At 61.9% G+C, this 24,369-nt stretch carries 20 protein-coding genes; 8 read left to right on the top strand and 12 right to left on the bottom strand.

Features of this window, described 5'->3' with window-relative positions; genetic code table 11:
- Positions 1-4: 4 nt before the first annotated feature.
- From KW838_RS28315 to KW838_RS28270, 10 genes are all read right to left on the bottom strand, one after another.
- Positions 5-1,075, bottom strand: a complete 1,071-nt coding sequence (locus KW838_RS28315) for an ABC transporter ATP-binding protein (protein ID WP_218504266.1) — start codon at positions 1,073-1,075, stop codon at positions 5-7.
- The gene (locus KW838_RS28310) at positions 1,072-2,670 is read right to left on the bottom strand and encodes an iron ABC transporter permease (RefSeq protein ID WP_218504265.1); all 1,599 of its coding nucleotides are present in this window, start codon (positions 2,668-2,670) and stop codon (positions 1,072-1,074) included. The genes KW838_RS28315 and KW838_RS28310 overlap by 4 nt, the downstream gene beginning before the upstream one ends.
- A gap of 3 nt (positions 2,671-2,673) precedes the next feature.
- Positions 2,674-3,687, bottom strand: a complete 1,014-nt coding sequence (locus KW838_RS28305) for an iron ABC transporter substrate-binding protein (RefSeq protein WP_102700068.1) — start codon at positions 3,685-3,687, stop codon at positions 2,674-2,676.
- A 523-nt stretch (positions 3,688-4,210) separates the two neighbouring features.
- Complete coding sequence (locus KW838_RS28300; protein ID WP_102700069.1) at positions 4,211-4,768, bottom strand: membrane integrity-associated transporter subunit PqiC; 558 nt, start codon at positions 4,766-4,768, stop codon at positions 4,211-4,213.
- Positions 4,769-4,785: 17 nt separating this feature from the next.
- Positions 4,786-6,462: an intermembrane transport protein PqiB gene (locus KW838_RS28295; protein WP_102700070.1), complete on the bottom strand. Its 1,677-nt coding sequence runs from the start codon at positions 6,460-6,462 to the stop codon at positions 4,786-4,788.
- Complete coding sequence (locus KW838_RS28290) at positions 6,443-7,099, bottom strand: paraquat-inducible protein A (protein WP_102700071.1); 657 nt, start codon at positions 7,097-7,099, stop codon at positions 6,443-6,445. The genes KW838_RS28295 and KW838_RS28290 overlap by 20 nt, the downstream gene beginning before the upstream one ends.
- Positions 7,096-7,692, bottom strand: a complete 597-nt coding sequence (locus KW838_RS28285) for a paraquat-inducible protein A (protein WP_102700072.1) — start codon at positions 7,690-7,692, stop codon at positions 7,096-7,098. Before KW838_RS28285 ends, KW838_RS28290 begins: the two co-directional genes overlap by 4 nt.
- Positions 7,693-7,935: 243 nt before the next feature.
- Positions 7,936-9,237, bottom strand: coding sequence for an FAD-binding oxidoreductase (locus tag KW838_RS28280; RefSeq protein ID WP_102700074.1), 1,302 nt, complete (start codon positions 9,235-9,237; stop codon positions 7,936-7,938).
- Positions 9,234-10,322, bottom strand: coding sequence for a polyamine ABC transporter substrate-binding protein (locus tag KW838_RS28275; RefSeq protein WP_218504264.1), 1,089 nt, complete (start codon positions 10,320-10,322; stop codon positions 9,234-9,236). Before KW838_RS28275 ends, KW838_RS28280 begins: the two co-directional genes overlap by 4 nt.
- Positions 10,323-10,474: 152 nt before the next feature.
- Entirely contained in the window at positions 10,475-11,833 is a 1,359-nt protein-coding gene (locus KW838_RS28270; RefSeq protein WP_007974329.1) for a glutamine synthetase family protein, read from the bottom strand.
- Positions 11,834-11,995: 162 nt separating this feature from the next.
- Between KW838_RS28270 and KW838_RS28265 the strand changes: the two genes are divergently transcribed.
- Positions 11,996-12,928, top strand: a complete 933-nt coding sequence (locus KW838_RS28265) for a helix-turn-helix domain-containing protein (protein WP_102700076.1) — start codon at positions 11,996-11,998, stop codon at positions 12,926-12,928.
- On the opposite strand, the gene KW838_RS28260 is transcribed toward KW838_RS28265, so the two are convergent.
- Both KW838_RS28260 and KW838_RS28255 read right to left on the bottom strand, forming a co-directional pair.
- On the bottom strand, positions 12,925-13,521 hold the full coding sequence (locus tag KW838_RS28260) for a cupin domain-containing protein (RefSeq protein WP_218504263.1): 597 nt from the start codon (positions 13,519-13,521) through the stop codon (positions 12,925-12,927). The genes KW838_RS28265 and KW838_RS28260 overlap by 4 nt on opposite strands.
- A gap of 177 nt (positions 13,522-13,698) precedes the next feature.
- Positions 13,699-15,660: an FAD-dependent oxidoreductase gene (locus KW838_RS28255; protein ID WP_218504262.1), complete on the bottom strand. Its 1,962-nt coding sequence runs from the start codon at positions 15,658-15,660 to the stop codon at positions 13,699-13,701.
- Between the two features lie 314 nt (positions 15,661-15,974).
- Between KW838_RS28255 and KW838_RS28250 the strand changes: the two genes are divergently transcribed.
- The 7 genes from KW838_RS28250 to KW838_RS28220 all read left to right on the top strand — a co-directional run bounded on the left by KW838_RS28250 (position 15,975) and on the right by KW838_RS28220 (position 24,220).
- Positions 15,975-17,024, top strand: coding sequence for an ABC transporter substrate-binding protein (locus tag KW838_RS28250; protein WP_218504261.1), 1,050 nt, complete (start codon positions 15,975-15,977; stop codon positions 17,022-17,024).
- A gap of 74 nt (positions 17,025-17,098) precedes the next feature.
- The gene (locus KW838_RS28245; protein ID WP_102700080.1) at positions 17,099-17,887 is read left to right on the top strand and encodes a class II aldolase/adducin family protein; all 789 of its coding nucleotides are present in this window, start codon (positions 17,099-17,101) and stop codon (positions 17,885-17,887) included.
- 212 nt (positions 17,888-18,099) lie between these two features.
- The gene (locus tag KW838_RS28240; RefSeq protein WP_007974341.1) at positions 18,100-18,747 is read left to right on the top strand and encodes a TetR family transcriptional regulator C-terminal domain-containing protein; all 648 of its coding nucleotides are present in this window, start codon (positions 18,100-18,102) and stop codon (positions 18,745-18,747) included.
- A 92-nt stretch (positions 18,748-18,839) separates the two neighbouring features.
- Positions 18,840-19,556 (top strand): response regulator, encoded by a 717-nt coding sequence (locus KW838_RS28235; protein ID WP_218504260.1) that lies wholly within the window; start codon positions 18,840-18,842, stop codon positions 19,554-19,556.
- A gap of 5 nt (positions 19,557-19,561) precedes the next feature.
- Positions 19,562-20,335: an ABC transporter substrate-binding protein gene (locus tag KW838_RS28230; RefSeq protein ID WP_218504259.1), complete on the top strand. Its 774-nt coding sequence runs from the start codon at positions 19,562-19,564 to the stop codon at positions 20,333-20,335.
- Positions 20,332-22,587 carry an ATP-binding protein gene (locus tag KW838_RS28225; protein ID WP_218504258.1) on the top strand — a complete coding sequence of 752 codons (2,256 nt, stop codon included), beginning with the start codon at positions 20,332-20,334 and terminating at the stop codon, positions 22,585-22,587. The genes KW838_RS28230 and KW838_RS28225 overlap by 4 nt, the downstream gene beginning before the upstream one ends.
- A 208-nt stretch (positions 22,588-22,795) precedes the next feature.
- Positions 22,796-24,220: an amino acid permease gene (locus tag KW838_RS28220; RefSeq protein WP_218485029.1), complete on the top strand. Its 1,425-nt coding sequence runs from the start codon at positions 22,796-22,798 to the stop codon at positions 24,218-24,220.
- Positions 24,221-24,369 lie beyond the last annotated feature (149 nt).

The raw sequence follows: 24,369 nt of genomic DNA, 5'->3' as shown, positions 1-24,369 counted from the left end.
ACGATTACAGCTCGCTCAACACGTGGGCGTGGCCAATGGTCGAGACCTGAACCGCGCTGCCGGCGGGTGGTGCGTACATGCCGGAACTGCGCACCAGCAGTGATCGGCCCGGTTGCTCGCGGCTGGTCAATGACTGGAGTTCGACCGTCAGCGTACAAGTGTTGCCGCTGAAATCCCGATCGGTGACCACGGCCCGGCAACCACCGGCTTCCGGGTCGCTGGGGAGGATACTGGCCAATTGCAGCTGTTCGGGGCGCAGCATGATCTGCGCCGAGCTGTTGTTGCGGTGGTTGTTGACCGGGATCCGCCCCAGGTCGCAATGGGCCCAACCGGCCTCGATGCGTGCCGGCATCACCACCGCATCCCCCAGGAACAGGGCGGTCTGTTCGTCTTCGGGATAGCGGTAGAGGTCCAGCGGATGCCCTGACTGTACCAGTCGGCCATGGCGCATTACCGCCAACTGGTCGGCGAACGACAGGGCTTCACTCTGGTCATGGGTGACCAGAATGGTGGTGACGCCCGCGTCTTCCAGCAGCCGCGCGACCATCTTGCGCATCGCGGCGCGCAACCCGGTGTCGAGCGCCGAGAACGGCTCGTCCAGCAGCATCAGCCGTGGCTGTTGCGCCAATGCCCGGGCCAGGGCCACGCGCTGTTGCTGGCCGCCGGACAATTCGTGCGGCCAGCGCTCGGCCATCTTCGCGTCCAGCGCCACGCTGTCCATCAGTTCGGCGACGCGCTGTTGTTTTTCAGAGCCCTTGGTCGACAAGCCGAAGCCGATGTTCGCCGCCACGGTCATGTGCGGAAACAGCGCGCCGTCCTGCGGCACGTAGCCGATCAGGCGTTGATGGGCCGGCACTTCGTGGGTGCCGTCGACCAGGGTCTGGCCATTGAGCGAAAGACGTCCGGAATCGGGGAATTCGAAGCCGGCAATCATTCGCAGCAAGGTGGTTTTGCCGGAGCCGGACGGGCCGACGATGACCGTGCGACTGCCGCTTGGCACCGACAGGCTGACGTTGTCCAGGGCACAGTGGGCGCCATAGGACTTGTAGAGGGCATTCAGTTCAAGAGTGTTCATCGGCCAGCCGTTTTTTTCGATTGGTGATAAAGAAGTCCGGTCAGCGGCAGCGACAGCACAACCATCAATAAGGCGTAGGGCGCCGCGGCGGCGTAATCGATTTCGCTGGTCATGGCCCAGAATCCGGTGGCCAGGGTGCGCGTGCCGTTCGGGGCCAGCAGCAGGGTGGCGGTCAATTCGTTGGTGATCGCCAGGAACACCAGCGCCGCGCCGGCGGCGGCTCCGGGGGCGGCCAGGCGCAAGGTGACCAGCCACAGTGCCCGGGCTGGCGAACGGCCAAGGCTGCGGGCGATGTTCTCCAGTTCCACCGGGGCCTGGGCAATGCCGGCGCGCAGGCTGACGAGGGCGCGGGGCAGGAACATCAGCAGGTACGCCAGCAACACGGTGAAGGTGGTCTGGTAAATCGGCCGGGCAAAATGGATCGTGACCGTTACCAGGGCCAGCGCCACGATAATTCCGGGCAAGGAACTGGTGATGTAGTTGCAGCTTTCCAGCACGCGTTGCATTCGACCGGGGTAACGGATCGACAGCCAGGCAATCGGGATCGCCGCGAAAGTTGTGAGCGCGGCACCGGCGACGCCGAGCAACAGGGTTTGCTCCAGAGCAGGCAACAACTCGGCCATGTCCCAGACTTCCACGCCGCCGGCGATCAGCCATTTGCCCAAGGTGATCAAGGGCACGCCCAGGGCCAGGGCACAGGTCACGATTTGCAGCGTCAACGAGAGCAGGGTGGATGCCGGTTTCAGGCACACGATCCGTTGCTCCCGGGCGCTCCCCGAACCGACGCGGGCGTAACGTGCCGAACCCCGGGCGGCGGATTCAGCCGTCAACATGGCCAGGCAACACAGCGCCAGCACACTGGCCAGCATGTGCGCCGCTGCGCCGTTGAAGGTCGATTTGAACTGATCGAAGATCGCGGTGGTAAAGGTGTCGAAGCGGATCATGGCGTACAGGCCATATTCGGCCAGCAGGTGCAGGCCGACCAGCAACGCGCCGCCGCAGATCGCCAGGCGCAATTGCGGCAACACCACGCGCAAAAACACTTTCCAGGGTTTGAGCCCCATGGACTCGGCGACGTCTTCGATGGCCGGGTCGAGCCGGCGCAACGTGGCCGCCACCGGCAAATACAGGAATGGGAAGTAGGCGATGACCGAGACCAGGACACCGGCAAACAAGCCGTGAATCGGTGGCACCAGGCTGACCCAGGCGTAGCTGTGAACGAACGCAGGCACCGCCAGCGGTGCGGTGGCCAGCAACGACCACCAGCGCCGCCCTGGCAGATTCGTGCGTTCGGTCAGCCATGCCAGTGTCACCCCCAGTGCCACGCACAAGGGAATCGTCAGCAGCACCAGCAACACGGTGTTGACCAGCAGTTCACCGACCCGAGGGCGGAACACCAGGGTCACGACGGTTGACCAGCCTGTCTGCAGGGACACGCCAATAACGTAAGCAATCGGTAGCAGTGCCAGTAATGAAACCAGCACCGACAAACCGATCACCCATACACCGCCACGCCCGGCGAATAGTCCGCGGGATCGTCGACGCAATTGCGCGGGAGTCGCCTCGGCGACTCCCGCAGGCAGGGTTTCAGGCATCAATTAGAGCAGTCCGGCCTGTGTCATCAGCTCCACGGCTTTTTTGCTGTCGAGTTTTGAAGCATCGACAGTCGGCGCATCGAGCTGATTCAGAGGCACCAGTTTAGGGTTGGATTCAGCGCCTTTGCCGACGGCGTATTCAAACGACTTGCCGTTCTTCAGCACAGCCTGGCCGTCCTTGCCGGTAATGTACTTGAGGAACGCCTGGGCTTGTTCCTTGTGTTGGCTGGAAGCGAGGACACCGCCGCCGGAGATGCTGACAAAAGCGCCCGGGTCCTTGTGCTTGAAATAGTGCAGGGCAGTGTTCTTGCTGTTTTCCCCGGTCTTGGACTGATCCACCAGGCTGTAATAGTGGTAGATCACACCGCTTTCGATTTGCCCGGCATTCACCGCCTTGAGCACCGCGCTGTTGCCACGGTAGCTGGTGTAGTTGGTTTTCATCCCCTTGAGCCAATCCAGCGTGGCGGCTTCACCCTTCTGCTGCAGGATGGCGGCGACTATGGCCTGGAAGTCAGCACCGCCTGGCGATGCGCCCCAGCGACCTTTCCAGCTTGGGTCGGCCAGGTCCATGATCGATTTCGGCAGGTTGGTTTCCGAGAGTTTGCTCGGGTTGTACACAAACACCGTGGAGCGCGCGGCGATCCCGACCCATTTGCCGTGGGCCGGACGGTAAGCCGGGTCGACCTGCTCCAACGTGGCTTTATCGACAGGTGCGAACAGTCCGGCGTTGTCGACCAACACCATGGCGGGGGAGTTTTCGGTCAGGAATACATCTGCTGGGGAGGACGCGCCTTCCTGTACGATCTGATTGCCCATTTCGGTGTCATCGCCGTTGCGCAAGGTGACAGGGATACCGGTTTCCTGGGTAAAGCCCTCGACCCAGGCCTTGGTCAGGCCTGCATGTTGCGCGTTGTACACCACGATGCCGACGGAGTCGGCAGCATAGACCTGGCCAACGCTCAGCAAAGCGGTGGCCAGCAGGGCTTTTTTCAAGAACGAAGGGATTTTGGGAATCATTCTGCGGGCTGCTCCTGGTGCATTTTTTGAAAGTCATGCGCAGTGAAACGCCAGTTAACCAATGCGAATCATTTGCATGTCTGGAATTGCAGGGAATGTAGAGATCCAAATGAGAAAATTACGTCAAAAAAATCGTTAATACATGTAATTTTCATTCAGATTAGCAGCACTGTGTCCACTGTGGTTCGACTCTTCGATCAAACGATGTCATCGATCAGCATGTGACGCTGCCCACGGCTGCCATTTTTCAATCACCCGATGCCAGTTGCTACTGGGCCCGCGCGGAGTTCATCGGGATTGCGAAAGGATAGCTTGGTGATTGCCGATGTGCCGAGGAACGGGTCGCTGAAACTACTGCAGGAGCCAGCCTGCTGGCGATGGACTCTGTAGGAGCTGCCGCAGGCTGCGATCTTTTGATCTCAAGCAATCCCGAAACCGCCATAAGATCGCAGGCTGCGCCAGCTCCAAGGGGCCGTGCCCACGCTGAAACTGTAGGACCCAGCTTGCTGGCGATGGATGGCCTTCAGGACGAAGGGCAACTCGCCTGGGGTCGGGTGGCCGCCTGGCTGATCAGCGCGGCCAGGCGTTTGATGTTGTTTTGGTGGGCAAGTACCAGCTCATCGACGCTTGCGCCTGACGGCGTTTGCAAGGTGCTGCGGCAAATCACCTGTTTCCTGTCGCCTGGCTCGGCGCTGCGCAGACGCCATATCACGTCCATCAGCGCGTACTGGCCGGGGACAGAGTCAAAGCGCTGCACATCGACCCGCACCGAATACTTGCCCTGTACGGGACTGTTGCTCAGTTGATCGGCCAGCGCACTGCTCAATTCGTCCACGAGGGTTGCGCCCCACCAATGGGTTTCGAGGATCGCCAGGCCACTGTTGCCCTCGCGAATGACGATCTGCGCACGATCGACCTGGGGCGGCAAGCTAAGCGTCTCGACCTGGATCACCCCGACGGTGGTCCTGGAATGATCGCCCACCTGGGCGGGGGTCAGGGTGTGGAACTGAATCGGGTCACTGCGGCAAGCGGCGAGCAGCAACAACGCGGTGAACACTGTGAACTTCAGCGGAAAAGCCATGGGTGTTGCTCCTGTGCTCAATTGCGCGGTGGCCCTTGCAGATCAATGGGCGGGGCATTGTTCGGGCGGCCGCGAAGCAGCGATTCCGGATGCCGTCCCAGGTAATCCGATAGATCACGCAAGGATCTCGACGTGCGTCCCAGTTCATCCAGGGTCTGATCCAGTTTTTCCCGTTGCGGCGAGTCGGCGGCCAAGGTCGAACCGGCGGATTGCAAGGTCGTATTGGCGGTTTCCATCGTCTTGCTGAAGTCCGACAGCGTGGTTTGCACGCCAGGCAGGATCTTGCCGTTGAATTGCATCATGCCCTTGCGCAGCTCGACGAGATTGCCATCGAGATTGCCGGCGATTCGCTCGATCGGCAGTTTGTTGATCTTGTCGACCATGGCTTCGAGTTTTTCCTGCAATTGCTCGAGGCTGCCAGCAATGGTTGGAATCATGACCGGGCGCGCCGTTGCATCGAAAGCGACTTTTTCTGCCTTGGGGTAGAAATCCAGGGCGATGTACAACTGGCCGGTCAGGAAGTTGCCCGTGCGCGCCTGGGCACGCAGGCCGTTGTCGATAAAGGTGCCGATCAGGCGTACGCCACCCGCTTCGTCATTGGGGTCATGATTGAGCGCCTTGAGCATCTTGTCGTGCGCCCTGCCCAGGCGTTGCGGGTAAATCACGATGCCGACGTTGACCGGAAAGGAACGAAGCTTCTCGTCGTAATCCAGATTGACCGACACCACCTTGCCGATTTCCACACCGAGGAACTCCACCGGCGCATCGACCTTGAGCCCGCGCATTGCCTGGTCGAAGCGCATGGCCAGGTACTGCGGCTTGCCGTTTGGTGGGGCGAGGGCGGTTTGCTGGTCGTCGAACAGTTCGTAGGCGTATTCCGCAGCGGCCGGTTTATCGCCTGGGCTGTAGTCGGGTGCGCGGAAGGCAATGCCGCCCACCAGCAGGGAGGACAACGATTCGGTCTTGACCGCAAAGCCGTTGGCACCGACGTTCACGTCAATGCCACTGGCATTCCAGAAACGCGTGTTTTCGGTAACGTACTTGTCGTTGGGAGCGTGGATGAACAGCTCGATGTTCACGCCTTTGCCATCCGGGTCCAGCGCGTAGGCCACCACCTGACCCACCGGGATCTTGCGGTAGTAGACCGGGGAGCCGATATCCAGTGACCCCAGGTCCTGGGTGAACAGGGTGAAGCGCTTGCCCGGCTCGCCGTAGGTGATGGGCGGCGGGTTTTCCAGCCCCGTGAAGCGTTTTGCCCGGCCGTTGGCCTGGCCGATATCGGCACCGATGTAATCGCCCGACAGCAGCGTATCGATACCGGACACGCCACCCGCGCCAATGCGCGGTCGCACGACCCAGAACTGCGAATCCTCGCGGGTAAAGCTTTCGGCCTGCTTGGCCAGCTTGATGGTGGCGTTGACACTCTTCTGGTCATCGCTCAGTTCTACATCCGAGACTTGGCCAATCACCACATTACGGTACTTGACCTCGGTTTTATTCGCGGTCAGGCCGCTCCCTGTCTTGAACGTCACAACGATGGTCGGGCCTTGCTGCAGAATGCTGTGAACCACCAGCGAAATACCCACCAGCACCGCGACGATCGGCACGATCCAGACCAGCGAAACGCTGAAACGGCGGGTCTTGATCGGTGCCTGCCCAGGGGCTTGCGGCCCGTCAGTGGCTTGCGACTTCATCCGTGACCTCCTCATTGTGTGGGTTTTCCCGCTCTTTATCCCAGATCATGCGTGGATCGAAACTCATTGCCGAGAGCATGGTGAACACCACAACCAGACCGAAAAACAGAATGCCCAGGCGCGGCTCGATGTCGGCCAGGGCCTGGAATTTCACCAGCGAGGCCACCAGGGCCACGACTATCACATCGAGCATCGACCAGTAGCCGATGACCTCGACGAAGCGGTACAGCGTCGAACGCTCTTTGCGTGCCCACTCGCTGTCGCGTTGCACGGTGACCAGCAGCAAGGTGATGGCGACGAACTTGATGCCCGGCACCGCGATACTGGCAATGAAAATGATCAGGGCGATGTCCCAGGCCCCGGCTTCCCAGAACTCCAGCACGCCGCTCATGATCGTGCTGTCGGCACCATGGCCGACCATTTCGGTGTTCATCACCGGCAACAGGTTGGCCGGGATGTAAAACACCAGGGCCGCGATCATGTAGGCCCAGGTGCGGGTCAGCGAATTGGTTTTGCGCCGGTGCAGCGGCGCACCGCAACGCTCGCATTCGTGAGGTTCGCCAGTCATGTCGCAAGCCAGGCCGCAGGTGTGACACAGGCACAGGTTGAGCTCGTCGGCGTACGGAGGCGTGCTCATACAATGTCCCATAGTTCGCGGATGTCGCGCCCGGCGATGCGGATCATCATCAGGCTCAACACGGCCAGGGCAAACAACCCGATACCGGGCAGCACATCAAGCAACCCGGCGAGTTTGATCACGGCGACCATGGCGCCCAGCAGGCAGACTTCGAGCATGCTCCAGGGCCTCAGGGTTTCCAGCCAGCGCATGCAGAGCTTGAAGCCCGGTGAGCGTTGTCCGGCCAGTGCGAAGCCCAGCACCCAGATCAACAGCAACAACTGGAAGATCGGCGCGATGATCATGGCGATCGCCGCCACCATGGCGATGAAGGTGATAGGCCCCAGGCTCAGGGCCAGCACCGAGTCCCAGAGGGTGGCGCTGTGCTTCGAGCCTTTGAGGCTGATGCTCATCACGGGATAGAAATTGGCGAAAATCCACAGCATCAATGCGGTGAAGGTCAGTGCCAGACGCTGTTCCACTGTCAGGCCGTTATAGCGCTGCAGCACGCCGCCGCAGCGCGTACACAAGGTTTTCTGATGTTTGGCGAGCGTGACTTTCTGGTAAACGCTGTCGCAGTGCTCGCAGATGATCAGCTGATCGGTAGTTGCCATGGGTCAAGCTCAACAAGAGGCAGGAAATTCAGAGCACCCCCTCAATATAGAAGTGCCTCGCGATTGAGCAAATCGAAAGTCGAAACAAGGGGATGGAGGGCGTACCGGATGTTGCCCAAAGCATTGTGGGAGCGAGCCTGCTCGCGAAAGCGGTTTATCAGGTAGCCCATTCTCTGGCTGCTAAACCGTCTTCGCGAGCAGGCTCGCTCCCACAGGATGAATCTGCCTTTCTGGAGGATTGTGTCAACCCAGCATTTCCCGCATCCGATACCAGAACATGCCAAGGGCCAGCAGCGGCGAGCGCAGGGCGCGTCCGCCGGGGAAGGTCATGTGCGGCACGGCGCTGAACACGTCGAAGCCTTTGCTGTGTCCGGCATGGATCGCTTCGCCCAACAATTTCGCGCACCAGTGGGTCACGTTCAGGCCATGGCCGGAGTAGCCCTGGGCGTAGAACACGTTCGGGTGCTGGCTCAGGCGCCCGACCTGCGGGAAGCGGTTGGCCGAGATGCCGATCATGCCGCCCCACTGATAGTCGATGCGCGTTTTGGCCAGTTGCGGGAACACCTTGAGCATCTGCGGGCGCATGTAGGCAGCGATATCCGCCGGGTCGCGCCCCGAGTAATGACAGGCACCGCCGAACAACAGACGCCGGTCAGCCGAGAGCCGGTAGTAATCCAGGCCGACTTTCTGGTCGCACAGCGCGACGTTGTGCGGGATCAGTTGCCGGGCGGCGTCTTCCGACAAGGGTTCGGTGGCGATGATGTAGCTGCCGGCCGGGAGTACCTTGCCGCTGAGCTTCGGTTCCAGCTCTTCCAGATGGGCATTGCAAGCGAGCACCAGTGTGGCCGCACGCACGGTGCCACCGGCACAGCGCACCTGCACCGTGCTGCCGTGGATCAACTCCAGCACCGGGCTTTGCTCGAAGATCTGCACGCCAAGGGACTCGGCGACTTGCGCTTCGCCCAGTGCCAGGTTCAGCGGATGCAGGTGGCCCGAGCCCATGTCGACCAGGCCGCCCGCGTAAACGCCGGAGTCCACCACGTGCTCGCGGATCTGGCCAGGTTCGATCAGGCGCGTTTCATGGGCGTAACCGGACTCGAGCAGTTCGGCGTGTTCGGCCTTCAGCCCGGCAAAATGTGCCGGGGTGTTGGCCAGTTCGCAGAAGCCCCAGCGCAGGTCGCAATCAATGCCGTGTTCGCGGATACGATGGGCCACGACTTGCACCGATTCGACCCCGGCCTGTTCCAGGTACTGCACGCCTTCGGCGCCCACATGTTTGGCAAAGCCGCTGACGTCATGGCCGATGCCGCGTATCAACTGGCCGCCATTGCGCCCGCTGGCGCCCCAGCCAATCCGTCGGGCCTCCAGCAGGACCACCGAGAGCCCGCGCTGGGCCAGTTCGATGGCGGTGTTGATGCCGGTGAAACCCGCGCCGACCACGCAGACATCGGCCACCAGGTCCGAGGCCAGCGCGGGACGCTGCCTCATGCCCTTGGCGGACGCCGCGTAATAGGAGTGGGTGTGTTCCTGGGTGTACTGATTCATTTGTTGGACTTCACTTTGCTCCACGAGCGGGTCATCAGGCGCATGATCGACTGTGGCGGCGTGGTGGAGATGTAGAGTTTGTCGAGGACTTCCTGGGGCGGATACACCTCGGGGTTGCTGACCAGCTCGGGGTCCATGTACTGCTTGGCGGCCGGGTTCGGGTTGGCGTAGCCGACCGATGCGCTGACCTTGGCAATCACTTGCGGGTCCAGCAGGTAGTTGATGAAGGCGTGGGCTTCTTTCGGATTGCTGGCGTCGGCGGGGATGGCCAGCAGGTCGAACCACAGGTTGGCGCCTTCCTTGGGAATGGCGTAGGCGATGTTCACGCCGTTGTTGGCTTCCTTGGCGCGGTTGGCGGCCTGGAACACGTCGCCCGAGTAACCGAACGCCACGCAGATGTCACCGTTGGCCAGGTCCGAGACGTACTTGGAGGAGTGGAAGTAGGTGATGTAGGGACGGATCTGCAGCAGCTTGGCTTCGGCCTTCTTGAAGTCTTCGGGGTTTTCGCTGCGCGGGTCCATGCCCATGTAGTTGAGGACCGCCGGGAACACTTCGTCCGCCGAGTCCATCATCGACACGCCGCAGGCGCTGAGCTTCTTGATGTTTTCCGGTTCGAACAGCACGGCCCAGGAGTCGATCTTGTCGATGCCCAGTACGGCCTTGACCTTGTCGACGTTGTAGCCGATGCCGTTGGTGCCCCACAGGTAGGGCACCGAGTGGGCGTTGCCCGGATCGTTTTTCTCAAGCAAAGCCAGCAGTTTCGGGTCCAGGTTCTTGAAGTTCGGCAACTGCTCGCGATCCAGTTTGAGGAACGCGCCGGCCTTTACCTGGCGGGCGAGGAAGTGGTTCGACGGCACGACCACGTCATACCCGGTGCGACCGGCAAGCAGCTTGCCTTCCAGGGTTTCGTTGGAATCGAAAACGTCGTAGATCACCTTGATCCCGGTCTTGGCCTGGAAGTCGGCGAGGGTGGTTTCGCCGATGTAGTCGGTCCAGTTGTAGACACTGACCTGGGGTTGAGCCTGGGCAATGGCGCTGAACAAGGTTGCCAGGGCGAGCGGGACCATGGATTTCAATAGACGCATATCGATACCTTCTTGGAATTATTGGATTCTTCAGGCGATTCTTTGGTGTTTGAGCGGCCGTCTTCGCGAGCAGGCTCGCTCCCACAGGGGAATGCATTCCAATTGTGGGAGCGAGCCTGCTCGCGAAGGGGCCCTTGAGAACAGCGGGGGCCTTAGACGCTGAGCATCAGGAACTCACGCTCCCACGAACTGATCACGCGCTTGAAGTTCTCGTGCTCGGCGCGTTTGACTGCGACGTAGCCCCGTACGAACTTGCTGCCCAGGTAGCGGCTGATGGTGTCGCACTCTTCCATCTGGGTCAGGGCGTCTTCGATGGTGATCGGCAGGCGCAGATTACGACGCTCATAGGCGCGACCCTGTACCGCGGCACTCGGCTCGATGCGCTCGACCATGCCCAGGTAACCGCACAGCAGGCTGGCGGCGATGGCCAGGTACGGGTTGGCGTCGGCGCCCGGCAGGCGGTTTTCCACGCGCATGGCGTCCGGGCTGGACGTCGGTACGCGCAGGCCGACGGTGCGGTTTTCTTCGCCCCATTCGACGTTCACCGGTGCCGAGGTGTCCGGCAGGAAGCGGCGGAACGAGTTGACGTTCGGCGCGAACATCGGCAGCACTTTCGGGATGTACTTCTGCAAGCCACCGATGTGATGCAGGAACAGCTCGCTCATGTTGCCATCGGCATCGGCGAAGATCGGCTGGCCGGTGGCAATGTCCACCACGCTCTGGTGAATGTGCATGGCGCTGCCAGGCTCGTCGCCGACCGGCTTGGCCATGAAGGTTGCCGCCACGTTGTGCTTGAGCGCCGCTTCACGCATGGTGCGCTTGAACACGGTGATCTGGTCGGCCAGGTCCAGTGCGTTGCCATGACGGAAGTTGATTTCCATCTGCGCCGGGCCGTCTTCGTGGATCAGCGTGTCGAGGTCCAGGCCTTGCAGTTCGCACCAGTCGTAGACGTCTTCGAACAGCGGATCGAATTCGTTGGCCGCGTCGATGGAGAACGACTGGCGACCGCTTTCGGCACGGCCCGAACGGCCCATCGGCGCCTTGAGTGGCAAGTCCGGGTCTTCGCAGCGCTGGGTCAGGTAGAACTCCATTTCCGGCGCGACAATCGGCCGCCAGCCTTTGTCGGTGTACAGCTGCAGGACTTTCTTCAGCACGTTGCGCGGCGACAGCTCGATCGGGTTGCCGAACTTGTCGAAGGTGTCGTGGATCACGATGGCGGTCGGCTCGATGGCCCATGGCACCACGTAGACGGCGTCGGCGTCCGGCTTGCAGACCATGTCGATGTCGGCCGGGTCGAGCAGGTCGTAGTAGATGTCGTCGTCGACAAAGTCCCCGGTTACCGTTTGCAGAAGGACACTTTCCGGCAGGCGCATGCCTCGCTCATGCAGGAACTTGTTGGTCGGTGCAATTTTGCCGCGTGCAATGCCGGTCAGGTCGCTGACAACGCACTCAACTTCGGTAATCTTGTGATCTTTCAGCCAAGTGAACAGCTGATCGAAAGGGACATTCATAAAGACCTCGTTATTGGTTTTATTAACGCCAGGAGAGGCCGGTTTCATCCGCCGGACACTTCCCCTGTAGCGCGTTGAGGTCTATCTTGGGCGACCCTTGCGGTTCCATCTATCCACTTTAAGCAGCACAAAGCGCACCAAAAGAGTGCGTAAGGTCGCCCCATGACAGGTTCCAACGCCCTCCAGGTCCAAGCCTTCAACACCGCCGATGTCGCCGAGCAAATCCGCGCCACACCGGGTTGGACTCAGCATTACCAGCAGATGTCGCCGGGGCATTTCGCGGGGCTGGTGCGCTATCTGGATCTGCAGGGCGTGGAGATTTACGAAGAGTCGATGAACACCCGGGTCGAGCAGAATTTCAGTGCGCCCCAGGGCTCGTTGTCGTTCTGTTTCGATCGCGGCGACAACGCGCTGTACGTATTGAATGGCGAAAGTCGCAACATCTGGATCACCCCGGAGAACTACCAGGAAATCGCCGTGGTGTTCGGGCCGGAGTTCGTAAAACGCCACAGCCTCGACATCGCCCGGCTCGAAGGGCTGTTCATGGCGCCGCTCAACTCGCAGCAGAACGCGCTGTTCTGCCGCTGGCTCAGCGGGACCCTGACGCGGCTGTCGCAGACCTTCGATCCACCGAGCCGCGAAGCGCTGACCCAGCAATTGCTGGAAGACTGCCTGTTCATTCTCGACAACGCCTGTGTCGGTCTCGACCAGGGCGCATTGCAGCGCCGTGCCGGAGAGCGGGCGATCATGAAGCGGGTAGGGGAATGGGCGGCGGATACCCCGGAAGAACACCTCAACCTGCTGGAACTGTCCCAGGTGGCCGGGGTTTCACTGCGTCAGTTGCAGCATGCGTTCAAGACCTACACCGGCATGGCGCCGACCCAATGGCTGCGCCTGCGCCGCCTCAACAGCGCCCGCCGCGAGCTGCTCAGCCGCACGCCGACGCAAACCACCGTGGCCGAAGTGGCGATGCACTGGTCGTTCTGGCACCTGGGGCGGTTTTCCAGCAGCTATCGCGCGCTGTTCAAGGAACTGCCGAGCGACACCCTCAAGCGTGCGAGTGTCGCGCAGCCCATCGGGCGCGGCCGGCGTTAAAACGTCGGCGGCGTAATCACCCAGATCACTACAGCGTCCACATCGCCGGGGTTGCCGTAGCGGTGCGGTTCCTGGCTGGAAAAGCTGAAGCTGTCGCCTTCATTGAGCTGGAAATGGCGTTCGCCAACCCACAGTTCGAAACTGCCGGACAGCAGAAATCCGGCTTCTTCGCCTTCGTGGCTGTAGCTTTGCTGGCTGTAGGTGCCGGGCGGGAACCGTGAGTGGAGCATTTCCAGTTGGCGATTGGCTTGTGGCGTCAGCAACTGGTCGACGATGCCGTCTTCGTAATGCACGTTCAGGCGGCTGTTCTTGCGCACCACGACGCCATCGTCTTCGGGGGCGGTGACCGCTTCACTGGCGAAGAACCACTGGATGGTGACACCGAGGCTGCGGGCAATGTTGAACAGCGCCGGAATCGACGGGTAGGCGAGGTTGCGCTCCAGCTGGCTGATGTAGCCGGCCGTGAGTTCGCTCTGTTGCGCCAGTTCCGCCAGGGTCATGCCCCGGCGTTTGCGCAGGCCGCGAATGCGTGTGCCGAGGAAATGCGGTTCGGCGTTGCCAGGGGCGGGCGGGGTCTTGCTGTTGTTGCTCATGGTCAAATCCGAACCGGGAGGAGTGGCGCAAATCCCTGTAGGAGCGAGCCTGCTCGCGATGGTCGCCAACGATAACGCTGGAAGCCTGACACCCAGCGGTGTTCTCGGGTTCATCGCGAGCAGGCTCGCTCCTACAGGGGTGGTGTTAGCCGTCTAAGCCCCGGAGTATAAACAGCCTTAAAGCTCCCACGCGACTTTCAGCCCTTCATAAATCGCTTCTTCGGCGGTGCGCGGCGCCAGGCAGTCGCCGATGCGGCGAAACTCCACCAGCCCTTGCAGCTCGGCGCCCAGGGTATCCACCGGTTGATGACCCTGGCACAGCACCAGCGTATCGATGTTCTCCATCAGCATCGGCTCGCCGCTGGCGGTGTGTTGCAGGTAGACCGTGTTGTCATCGCAGCCATACAGCCGCGCGTACGGCGTGATCGGCACGCCCAGTTTATGCAGTTCGCCGGCCAGTTGATCGCGCACGTACAGCGGCAGGTTCTCCCCGCAATGGGTGCCGTTGACCGCCAGTTGCACCTGATGCCCGGCACGCACCAGGCGCTCGGCGATGCCCGGGCCGATCCAGTCGCAGCGCCAGTCGACCACCACCACCGAACGGCCGATCTGTACCTCGTCGCGCAACACCTGCCAGGCGTCCACCACCTGCAACTCACCGCCACGCTCGAAGCTTGGCCAGTAGGGCTCGGCACCGGTGGCGACGATCACCATGTCCGGTTTTTCCTGCTCCACCAGTGCCCGGTCGACCCGCGTGTTGCGCACCACGCGCACGCCGGCCAGCTGCATTTCCCGCTGCAGGTTGGTGCTCGCGCCGCCAAACTCACTGCGCCGTGGCAGCAACTGCGCGAGCAACACCTGGCCGCCCAATTGCGAGTTGGCTTCGTACAACGTCACCTCATGGCCGCGTTGGGCCGCGACGGTGGCGGCTTTCATCCCGGCCGGGCCACCGCCGGCGATCATGATGCGTTTGCGTTGTGGCGCTTGTTGGCGTTCGCCGAAGATCAGCTCGCGACCGGTTTCCGGGTGCTGGATGCAGGAAATCGGCAAGCCCTTGTGGAAGTGCCCGATGCACGCCTGATTGCAGGCAATGCACGCGCGCACGTCTTCGACCCGGCCGGTGTCGGTCTTGTTGGGCATCTGCGGATCGCAGATCAGCGCCCGGGTCATGCCGCACACATCGGCTTGGCCGCGAGCCAGAATCAGCTCGGCTTCCTGGGGCTGGTTGATGCGCCCGGTGACGAACAGCGGAATGTTCAAACCGGCCTTGAACGTCCCGGCTTCTTTAGCCAGATACGCCGCTTCGATCGCCATGGGTGGCACGATATGCACCGCGCCGCCAAGGGAAGCCGAAGTCCCGGCGACGATGTGCACGTAGTCGAGCTGCGCTTGCAGTGACTGTACGGCGGCTAGGGATTCGTCTTCGGTCAGGCCTTCGGGGTCGCGCTCGTCGGCGGAAATGCGCAGGCCGATGATGAACTGCTCGTCGGTCGCCGCCCGCACGGCTTGGATGACTTCGCGCAGGAAGCGCAAGCGCTGATCCAACTCGCCGTTGTAACCATCGGTGCGCCGGTTGACCCGCGGATTGATGAATTGCGCCGGCAGGTAACCATGGCTGGCAACCACTTCGACGCCATCGATCCCGGCCTGATGCAGGCGGCGGGCGGCAGCGGCATAACCGGCGACGATCTCGTCGATCATGGCCTGATCGAGGGCGCGGGGCATCACCCGGAAACGTTCGTTGGGCACTGACGAGGCCGAGTAGGCCACCGCCAGCAGGCCATCGCTGGACTCCATGATCTCCCGCCCCGGATGGAACACCTGGGACAACACCACGGTGCCGTGGGCATGGCAGGTTTGCGCCAGTTTGCGGTAGCCCTCGATGCACGCATCGTCGGTGGCCATCAGCACATGGGAGGTGTAGCGCGCACTGTCGTGCACACCGGCCACTTGCAGCACGATGAGCCCGGCACCGCCTTCGGCACGCGCCCGGTGGTAGGCGATCAATTGCTCGTTGACCAGATTGTCGGTGGGCATCGAGGTGTCGTGACCGCTGGACATGATGCGGTTTTTCAGGCGCTTGCCACGGATTTCCAGGGGTTCGAACAGGTGCGCGAAGGCAGGTGTCGAGGTCGGCATGGTGCGGGTACTCCAGGCAGGCTGACCTGTGTAGGAGCGAGCTCGCTCGCGATGGACGTTAACGATAACGCTGGGTACCTGGCACCCCGCGGCGTTCTCAGGTCCATCGCGAGCAGGCTCGCTCCTACAGAGGCATCAGGTTTTCGGTTGTTATTATTGCGCTATAGAAATTTACCTTCAGTAAAAAATCAACTTGTTATTTTACTATGGCGTGGAGTAATTTCATTTCGAGCCCGCTCCCGGGCCGTACCTCACAACAATAAAAAGGGCTGCACCGGCCTCTGTCCGGGCGGCACCTGCAAGAGGAACCCTTGATGAAATCGCACACGCTCAAGCACGGTTTTTATCCCTTGGTGTTGTCCGTGGCCATGGGCCTGGGCAGCGCTCAGGCAGCATCGGACATGGTGGTGGTCGGATACGGCGGAGCCGGACAAAAAGCCCAGGACGTGGCGTTCTTTCAACCCTTCGCCGCCGTGGATCAAAGCAAGGTGATCCAGAGCGAATACAACGGCGAGATGGCCAAGATCAAAGTGATGGTCGACACCGGCAACGTCGACTGGGACGTGGTGCAGATCGAAGGCCCGGACCTGATGCGCGGCTGCGAGGAGGGCATGTACGAGCGCCTGGACTGGACCCGCCTGGGCCACGCCGACCAGTTGATCCCCGAAGCGGCACAGGAATGCGGTTCCGCGGCGCTGGTGTGGAGCGTGGCGATTGCCTACGACACCGACAAACTGGCCCAGGCCCCGACCTCGTGGGCAGACTTCTGGGACGTGAAGAAAACCCCCGGCAAGCGCGGGCTGCGCAAACGTGCGGTGTACAACCTGGAATTCGCCCTGCTGGCGGACGGGGTCAAGACCGAAGACGTCTACAAAGTACTCGGCACCCCGCAAGGCGTGGACCGGGCATTCGCCAAGCTCACTGAACTCAAGCCTTACATCCAGTGGTGGGAGGCGGGCGCGCAACCGCCGCAGTGGCTGACCGCCGGCGACGTGGTGATGACCTCGACCTACAGCGGACGCATCGCCGACGCCGCGCAGAAAGGCAGTCACCTCGGCCTGGTCTGGCCCGGCAGCCTGTACGGCATGGACTACTGGGCGATCATCAAAGGCTCCAGGCACGTGGACCAGGCCAAGCGATTCATCGCCTTCGCCAACCAGCCGGACGCCCAGGTCAACTACGTACAGCAGATCCCCTACGGCCCGACCAACATCCAGGCCGCTGCACGGCTGGATGACAAGCTGGCGCAATGGGTACCCACCGCGCCGCAGAACCTCAAGGGCGCGTTGTCGATGAACGTCGGCTTCTGGGTCGATCATGGCGAAGAGCTGGAAGAACGCTTCAACGCCTGGGCCAGTAAATAAACGCGGATGGCTGGACGTGTCCAAGCGTCCAGCCTTACTGTCTGCCCAGCCGATCAGCCTGGAGAACCACGACAATGAATAAAATCGCCAGCCACCTGGCCCCTGAACGCAGCGCCACCGAGCAGCGCCTGCGTGAGGAACTGGCGGCCTGCTACCGCTTGATTGCGCACTTTCGCATGACCGATTTGATCTTCACCCACATCTCGGTGCGCATTCCGGGGCCGGAGCATCACTTTCTGATCAACCCCTACGGGCTGATGTTCGACGAAATCACCGCATCCAACCTGGTGAAGATCGACCTCGATGGCCACGCTGTGGAGTCGTCGCCGTACCCGGTCAACCCGGCGGGTTTCGTGATTCACAGTGCGATCCATGGCGCTCGGGAAGACGCGCAGTGCGTGCTGCATACCCACACCAAATCCGGGTGTGCGGTGGCGGCGTTGAAGTGCGGGTTGTTGCCGGTCAATCAGATTTCCATGGAGTTCTACGGCCGCGTTGCCTATCACGACTACGAAGGGGTGGCGCTGGACCTGAGCGAGCAACAACGGCTGGTGGCGGACCTGGGCGACAAATCGGTCCTGATGCTGCGCAATCACGGGTTGCTGACGGTTGGCGAGACGGTGAGCCAGGCGTTCCTGCGCATGTACTACCTGGAAAAGGCCTGTGAAATCCAGTTGGCCGCGCAAGCTGCCGGTGAAGTTGTTTTGCCGTCACATGAGGTCTGCGCGCATACCGAGCGGCAGTTCAATGATCCGGGGCGGCCGTTGGAGGAAGGGGAGTTGAACGATCCGGATGCCATGCAACTGGCCTGGGCGGCGTTGTTGCGGATGCTGGATCGGGTGGCGCCGGGTTACCGCGACTGATCCGGATTCTCGGTTGTTTGGACTGGCCCTTCGCGAGCAGGCTCGCTCCCACAGGGGGATCAACTGTGGGAGCGAGCCTGCTCGCGAAGGGCGCGCCACGGTCTACCAGACTGGCATCTGACTGGAGACAAGGCCCACTCTTGCTGTACAGTCGTTCAGCCCGCCGCCAACCCGCGCCGGCCCAAACGATTGAACCAAGGAGCGTGTCGCCCATGAACCAGGAAGCCCGTTTTTCCCGCATGGAACCGGAGTTGCGCAAAGCCAACCTGATCGAGGCGACGCTGGTGTGCCTCAAGCGTCACGGCTTCCAGGGCGCGTCGATCCGCAAGATTTCCGCCGAGGCCGGGGTCTCGGTGGGGCTGATCAGCCATCACTATTCCGGCAAGGATGAACTGGTGGCCGAGGCCTACATGGCAATCACCGGGCGGGTCATGACCCTGTTGCGCGACGCCATGGAACAGGCCGCACCGAATGCCCGGGAGCGGTTGTCGGCGTTTTTCCGCGGTTCGTTTTCCGCCGAACTGCTCGATCCGCAACTGATCGATGCATGGCTGGCGTTCTGGGGCGCGGTGAAAACCGCCGAGGCGATCAACAAGGCCCACGACCATTCCTATGGCGAGTATCGCGCCATCCTGCGCAAGGTGCTGGCGGAACTGGCCCAGGAAGAGGGCTGGGAAAACTTCGACGCCGACCTCGCCGCCATCAGCCTCAGCGCCTTGCTCGATGGCCTGTGGCTGGAGTCCGGGCTGAACCCCGGGACCTTTACCCCGGAGCAGGGCATCCAGATTTGCGAGGCCTGGGTCGATGGTTTGCAGGCCGGTGGACGCCAGCGCTTTTGCGTGCAGACGAGCGACTGTTGATCAGTTGTTCAACACTGGATACTCTCTGGCGCCGATGCGGGAAAACACTCTAATAAGAAACTGGCCTTCGGGCCTGAGCCGGACACCAAGCGATGACTCCTCGGGTACTGATCGTCGATGACGATCCGCTGATTCGCGATCTGCTGCACGCCTACCTGTCCCAGGAAGGCTACGACGTCCATTGCGCCTCCACGGCGGAACTGGCGGAAACCTTCCTCGCCAGCCAGAGCGTCGACCTGGTGATGCTCGACATCCGCCTGCCGGGCAAGGACGGCCTGACCCTGACCCGCGAATTGCGGGTGCGTTCGGAGGTCGGGATCATCCTGATCACCGGGCGCAACGACGAAATCGACCGCATCGTCGGCCTCGAATGCGGCGCCGATGACTATGTGATCAAACCCCTCAATCCAAGGGAACTGGTGTCCCGGGCGAAAAACCTGATTCGCCGGGTACGTCATGCGCAAATACCACAGCCGGCCGTTGCGCTGGCCAAACCGGTCAAGCAGTTTGCCGATTGGGCGCTGGACACCGACCGCCGTCGCCTGATCGATCCATCGGGCAACGAAACCCTGCTGACCCACGGCGAATACCAGTTGCTCAGCGTATTCCTGCGCAACAGCGGCCACACCCTCAGCCGCGACCAGTTGATGGACCAGATCCGCAACCGCGAATGGGTGCCCAACGACCGCTCCATCGACGTGCTGGTCGGACGCCTGCGTCGCAAGTTGCACGACGATCCGGCTGAACCGCAGTTGATCATCACCATTCACGGCGCCGGTTACCTGTTCACCGCCGGCGTGGCGGCCTGAACCGGATGGCGCGCTGGCTTTGCCTGCTGGCGCTGCTGATGGCCGGCCATGCCGTTGCGGCGGACAAAGTTCGTTATTGCGATTACCCGGTGTACCCGCCGATTTCCTGGAGCGATGGCAAACAGGTGCGTGGCCTGGCGCCGAGCGTGGTGAAAAACCTGTTCGGTCAGTTGGGGTACGAAGTCGAGATGGTCGTGCTGGGCAACTGGAAACGCTGCCTGCTGGACGCCGCCGAAGGTCGGGTCGATGTGGTGCTGGCCTACAGCACCGCGCAACGGGAGCAGAGCATGCTGTTCTCGACGGTGCCGGTATTGCGTGAAGAAGTGGCGCTGTTCATCAACCGTCAACACCCGGTGAAATTCGAGCAACTGGACGACCTGGCCCATTACCGTGGCGGCCTGTTGTTCGGTGAGAGCTACGGGGTGGAGTTCGATCGCATGGTCGCGCGCAACAACAACATCGAATGGGTGTCCGACAGCCACCAGAACTTCGGCAAGCTGATTCGCGGGCGCATCGACTTCATCACCCAGGAGCGGCGCACCGGCCAGTTGTACGTGGAAAACCTGCCCGGCGGCCAGGACATCGTCGCCTTGCCCAGGGCCTTGAGCGTGGACTATCTGCGGGTCGCCGTGTCGCGGCGCTCGCCACTGGCCAATCGCATGCCCGAGATTAATGCGCAGTTGCAGCGCATGGTCGATGCCGGCGACATCGAGCGCTGGCTCAACGAAAGCGAAGTGACCTACCGCGACATGATCAACCTGCCGGCGGATGCGCAATGATTCGTGCCCGTCCCGGTGGACTGTTGCGACGCCTGTTGCTGTTCATTCTGTTGTTCAGTCTGTGCTTCACCATGCTGGCCAGCAGCGTGCAACTGTACATCGAGTATCGACGGGAAATGCGCGACATCGATTCGCGCATGGAACTGATCCGCGCCGGCTATCTGGCCAGCCTGGAACGCAGCCTGTGGGACTTGAACCAGGAGCAGTTGAACGTGCAGTTGCGCGGGCTGGTGGACTTCTCCGACGTCGCGCGGGTGCACTTGACCAGCGCCGATTTCGACCTGATACAGGGCAATCCCGAGCCGGTCGGTCCGCTGCGTATCGAGCGCTTTGCCCTGGACTATCAGCCGCCGTCCGGCCCGTTGCGCCACCTGGGTGAACTGGAAGTCAGCACCGACCTGGGGGCGGTGTACCAGCGTCTCTACGCCACCGGCTTGACCAGCCTGTTGTGGATGGCGGTGTTTCTCTGCGGGCTGGCCGTGGCGTTGTCGGGCTTGTTCTATCGCTTGGTGACCCGGCACCTGAAAGTCATGGCCGAGTTCGCCCGGCGCATCGCTGCCGGTGAATGGCAGGAACCCCTGCAACTGGACAAGCGCCGCGGCAGTGACGAAATCGACACCGTCGCCCATGCCCTGGACGACATGCGCCGGGCGATCCTGCACGACATCGAGCGCCGGGAAAGCGATCGCCTGGCCTTGCAGGACAACCGTGACGAGCTGCTGAAAATGGTCGAGCGCCGCACCGCCAGCCTGATGCGCGCCAAGGATGAAGCGGAAGCGGCCAACCTGGCCAAATCGCGGTTTCTGGCGACCATGAGCCACGAACTGCGCACGCCCCTAAACGGCATCCTCGGCATGGCCGAACTGTTGCGCGGCGCGCGCCTGGATGCCCGGGACGGTAAACGCCTGGATGCCTTGCACAAGGCCGGCGAAGGCTTGCTGACGATCCTCAACGAAGTGCTGTATTTCGCCAAGCTGGAGGAGGGCGTCAGCCATCCCGAGCCGGTGGATTTCTCGCTGCGCCAGTTGCTCGACGAAGTGCTGACGCTGTTGGAACCGCGAGCGTTGAACAACGACACGATCCTCAGTTGCCGGGTCGACCAGCGGATCGCCGAACATCACCACGGCGCCGAGCAGTTCCTGCGCCAGGTGCTGAGCAACCTGCTGGCCAACGCGATCAAGTTCACCGAAGGCGGCGAAGTCAGTGTCCAGGTGGCGCTTCTCAGCGAAACCGGCGAACAGGCGGGGCAGCGGCTGCGGGTCAGTGTCACTGACGACGGCATCGGCATTGCCCCGGCGATGCAGGCGAAGATTTTCGAGCGTTTCACCCAGGCCAGCGAAGAAGTCGCGCAACGTTTTGGTGGCACCGGGTTGGGGTTGGCGATCTGCAAACACCTGGTGGAACAGATGGGCGGCTGCATCGGCGTGGACAGCGAAGAGGGGCGCGGCAGTTGTTTCTGGTTCGAGCTGTCCTTGCAGCCGGCCAGCGGCGTGGCTGAGGCCCCGCCGGTTCGGGCGGCGGGGCCGGCACTGGATATCCTGGTGGTCGAAGACGTGGCGCTCAACCGCGAAGTGGCCAAGGGTTTGCTGCAGCGAGACGGTCACCGGGTATGGCTCGCCGACGACGCGGAGCAGGCGCTGCAACACTGCGCGACGCAGGTTTTCGACTTGCTGTTGCTGGACGTGCATCTGCCGGGCATCAGCGGTGTCGAGTTATGCCGGCAGATCCGCCACAGCGACGGGCCGAACCGCCATACGCGCATTTTCGCCCTGACCGCCAGTGTGCAACCGGCACTGGTGCGCGGTTATCTGGAGGCCGGCATGGACGGCGTCCTGGCCAAGCCCTTGAAGCTGGAAAACCTGCGCCAGGTGCTGGAAGGGCGTACTCACATCGCCGGGGCGCTGATGAGCGATGAAGCGATGGACTGGCCGCTGTTGCAGACCCATCGCACCTTGCTCGGTGAGCAAAAGGTCCAGGGCCTGCTGGCGGTGCTGCGCGATTCGATCCTGCAGCACCGCGATGCGCTGCATGAAGCCATGGCCGCCGCTGACTGCACAGAGGTCGCGCAACTGGCGCACCGTCTGGCCGGCAGCTGCGATTCCCTGGGTTTCAGCGCCCTGGCCAGCACCTTGAGGACGCTGGAAACCCTGGCGTTGGCCAACGATGAATCGGACATCCAGCGCATGAGCCACGCGCTGGATGAGCAATTGCAGCACTCGCTCGATACCCTCAAAGGCCTGTTGCAGAGCTGACGTACAAATTTGTTACGACTTTGTACAACTTCGATCTTTACGGTCAACGCGAACTTACATGGCTTTCCAATAATCGACGCAACCGCCGCAGCGCGGTCTTCGAAGCTTATTGGAGATAATAATAATGAATTGCCGTAAAGCTGATCCCTCCCTGCGCCGTGACGTCCTGTCATGCGCTGCGCTCCTCACTGACTGCTGAGGTGCCGACATGAACGAAAACACTGATCGCAGCACCCAGCAAAAAGGCATCCAGCTGACCCGCGCCCTCAAGAGCCGGCACATCTTCATGCTGTCCCTGGGCGGCGTCATCGGCACCGGGCTGTTCATGGGCTCCGGCGTGACCATCAACCAGGGCGGCCCGGTGGGGGCGATCCTGGCTTACCTGGTCGCGGGTTTCCTGATGTACCTGGTGATGGTCTGCCTGGGCGAACTGTCGGTGCAGATGCCGGTGTCCGGTTCGTTCCAGACCCACGCCACCAAATACATAGGCCCGGCCACCGGGTTCATGATCGGCTGGGTGTACTGGATGAGTTGGGCCACTACCGTCGGCCTGGAATTCACCGCCGCCGGCATGCTGATGACCCGCTGGTTCCCGGCGGTGCCGATCTGGTACTGGTCGGCGCTGTTCGTGGTGGTGCTGTTCGGCATCAACGCCATGGCCACCCGCGCTTTCGGTGAAGCCGAATACTGGTTCTCGGGGATCAAGGTCGCCGCCATTCTCGGTTTCATCGTGGTCGGCGTGCTGGTGATCTTCGGCGTGATGCCCCTGAGCAGCGGCGCACCGGCACCGATGGCGACCAACCTGATCGGTGATTCGCTGTTCCCCAACGGTCTGTCGGCGGTGTTCGCGGTGATGATGACCGTGGTCTACGCGTTCCAGGGTTGCGAGATCATGGGCGTGGCCGCCGGTGAAACCGACCAGCCGGAAAAGAGCATTCCCCGCGCCGTGCGCAACGTGGTGTTCCGCGTGCTGATTTTCTACGTGCTGGCGATTGTGGTGCTGTCGGCCATTGTGCCGTGGCAGCAGGCGGGACTGATGGAAAGCCCGTTCGTGCAGGTGTTCGACATGGTTGGCATTCCCTACGCCGCCGACCTGATGAACTTCGTGATCCTCACCGCGATCCTGTCGGTGGGCAATTCCGGCCTCTATGCCTCGACGCGCATCCTGTGGGCGATGTCGAAAACCGGCATGGCGCCGAAAAGCCTGTCGCCCTTGAGCAAGCGTGGCGTGCCGTTGCGGGCGCTGAGCATCACCCTGTGCTTCGCGCTGGTGTCGCTGATGACCAGCTTCGTCGCCGCCGACACCTTGTTCATGGTGCTGATGGCGGTGAGCGGCATGTCCGGCACCGTGACCTGGATCGTCATCGCCCTGGCGCAGTACAAGTTCCGCAAGGCGTACCTGCGCGACGGCGGCAAACTCAGCGACCTGAAGTACCGCGCACCGTGGTTCCCGGTATTGCCGCTGATGTGCATCACGCTGTGCTGCTCGCTGTTCGTGTTCCTGGCCCTGGATGAAACCCAGCGTCCGTCGCTGTATTGGGGGTTTGGCTTCATTGCGCTGTGCTATGGCGCGTACTTCCTGATTCATCGCAAGCGCCAGGGCGTGCTGGCACCGAGCTTGCCGACGGCCTGATTCCTTGAAGTAAACACCATCCCCCCCTGTGGGAGCGGGCTTGCTCGGGTAGAAACCGGAGACATCCTTTACGTTTTAAACCGGAGACATCGTTTACAGGTATGAAATACGGTCAGGAGGTGCCTGACCATGCCCTGGAATCGAGAGTC

Source organism: Pseudomonas sp. PDM27 (assembly GCF_019219205.1).
In the GTDB taxonomy this organism is placed as follows: domain Bacteria; phylum Pseudomonadota; class Gammaproteobacteria; order Pseudomonadales; family Pseudomonadaceae; genus Aquipseudomonas; species Aquipseudomonas laurylsulfatiphila.
Note: the sequence above shows the minus strand (reverse complement) of the source record. Positions and strands in the feature narration are given on the sequence as shown.